Origin of the sequence: Streptomyces fuscigenes, assembly GCF_021556455.1 — a bacterium.
In the GTDB taxonomy this organism is placed as follows: Bacteria; Actinomycetota; Actinomycetes; order Streptomycetales; family Streptomycetaceae; genus Streptomyces; species Streptomyces fuscigenes.
Genome location: NZ_JAKGCV010000687.1, coordinates 1 through 1,953 on the forward strand (window position 1 = coordinate 1; position 1,953 = coordinate 1,953).

The 1,953-nt window shown below is 77.7% G+C and carries 2 protein-coding genes; both read right to left on the reverse strand.

Going from position 1 to position 1,953, the window contains the following annotated elements:
• Positions 1 to 677, reverse strand: a 677-nt coding sequence (locus L1885_RS27750; RefSeq protein ID WP_372482049.1) for an AzlC family ABC transporter permease, incomplete at its 3' end; no start/stop codon positions are given.
• 189 nt (positions 678 to 866) lie between these two features.
• Positions 867 to 1,697 (reverse strand): AraC family transcriptional regulator, encoded by an 831-nt coding sequence (locus L1885_RS27755; RefSeq protein ID WP_235799900.1) that lies wholly within the window; start codon positions 1,695 to 1,697, stop codon positions 867 to 869.
• Positions 1,698 to 1,953 lie beyond the last annotated feature (256 nt).

The window sequence follows — 1,953 nt, forward strand, 5'->3', positions numbered from 1 at the left end:
CCAGCACGCCCTTCGTCACGTCCCTCGCGCCCGTAGCGGCGCGCCCGGGCCCAGAGCACGGCCGGGGCCGCGAGCGCGGCCGCCAGGACGGGGACGCCCGCGGGCAGGACGGGCAGCAGCCCGAGGCCCAGCAGTACGGCGAGACCCGCGACCGCCCGGTCCTCGGCCGTGCGCAGCATCGGCGCGAGCAGGGCGAGGAAGACGGCGGGGCCCGCGGCGTCCAGCCCCCAGGCGTCCGTGTCGCCCAGGGCCCGCGCCCCGAGGGCGCCGGCCAGGGTCGTGAGGTTCCACAGCACGTAGAGCGTCACGCCCGTGACGGTGAAGCCGATCCGGGCCCCCCGCCGGTCGCGCTGGGCCAGCGAGACCGCGGTCGTCTCGTCGATGACCCAGTGCGCGGCCAGTGGACGCAGCGGCCCGGGCAGACTCAGCAGCTGCGAGAGCCGCAGCCCGTAGAAGGCGTTGCGCACCCCGAGGAAGAACGCGCCGGCGGCCGCGGTCAGCGGGCTGCCGCCCGCCGCGAGCGCGCCGACCAGCGCGAACTGCGAGGCGCCGGTGAAGACCAGCAGGCTCAGGACGCACGTCTGCCCCACGGTCAGCCCCGCGCCCGCCGACGTGACGCCGAAGGCGAAGCCGGACAGGCCCACCGCCACGCCCACGCCGAGCGCGTCCCGCACCACGGCGGCGTCGGGACGCCCGCCGGAGGGCGGCTGCCCCCGGTGCGAGCCGCCGCCCGCGCCCGGTCCGGCATCCGCGCCCGCACCCGCACCCGCATCCGCACCGACGGAGGTCCCGAGGTGGTCCTCCCGGCTGGTCCCGGGCTCGGAAGGTGGGGAGGATCCGCGCGCTGTTCGTTCCACGCGGGCACGCTACGTGGCCGTTCGGTCTCCGGTCTTGTACGTTCTTGCGGCCGCGAGCCGCTCCCGCCGGTACGCCCCGGGCGGCACGCCGACGATCCGGCCGAAGTGGCGGTTGAGGTGCGGCTGGTCGGAGAACCCCACCTCCGCGGCGGCGTGCGCCGGGGTGTGACCGGCGTCGAGCAGCCGCCGCGCCGTGCGCACCCGCAGGTCGGTGAGCCAGGAGTGCGGGGGCATCCCGTACGCCTCTTTGAAGGCGCGCAGCAACGCGAACGGACCGGTGCCCGTCTCCTCGGCGAGCGCCGTGAGGGACGGCGGGTCCGCCATCCGTTCCAGCAGCACGGCGCGTGCCCGCGCGGCGGCCCGGGCGCCGGCGCCGCGCGGGGCGCGCTCGGGCAGCGGCCCGCCGTTCGCGCGCATCAGCCGGACCACCACCGCGTGCAGCAGCGTGCCTGCGGCGAGCGCGTTGCCCTCCTCGGCGGCGCGGAGCACCTCGAACACCAGGCGCGCCGCGTACGGGTCGTCGACCACGGGTGAGACGAATCCGGGCCTCCCCCGCAGGCCGGTGCTCTCGGCCGTGATGGAGGCGACGATGTCGGCGGCCGGGTACAGCACTCCGTAGCGCCAGCCGTCCGGGTCCCGCGCGAAGCCCGTGTGCGGGGTGTCGGGGTTGATCAGGGCGAGGCCGCCGGGGCCCGCGTACCAGTCGGTGCCGCCGTGCCGGAAGCCCTCGACGCCGTGCGAGATGGCCGCGATGACATAGCTCTCGTGGGTGTGCTGGGGGAACGTCTTGCGCACGTAGCGGGCGCGCAGCAGGTCGACTCCCGGCAGGTCCGGATACAGCCAGTGCCGGGCCCGTTCCCGCTCCGGCGTCCCGTCCGGCCCCGGGCGGCGGGCCCCGCCGCGTCCGGGCGCGGTCCGCGTCCCGCCGAGCGCGGTCCGCGCGGAGGCGCTCCCTGCCGGGACCGCCCCCGCGGAAGAGGCCTCTCCCGAGGCGCTCGCTGCCGAGGAGGTGCCTGCCGAGGCCGTCCGTGCCGGAGCGTTACCTGCCGGGGCGGTGTCCGCGGAAGCGGTCGGTCCGCCCGGGGCCGCCGCCCTG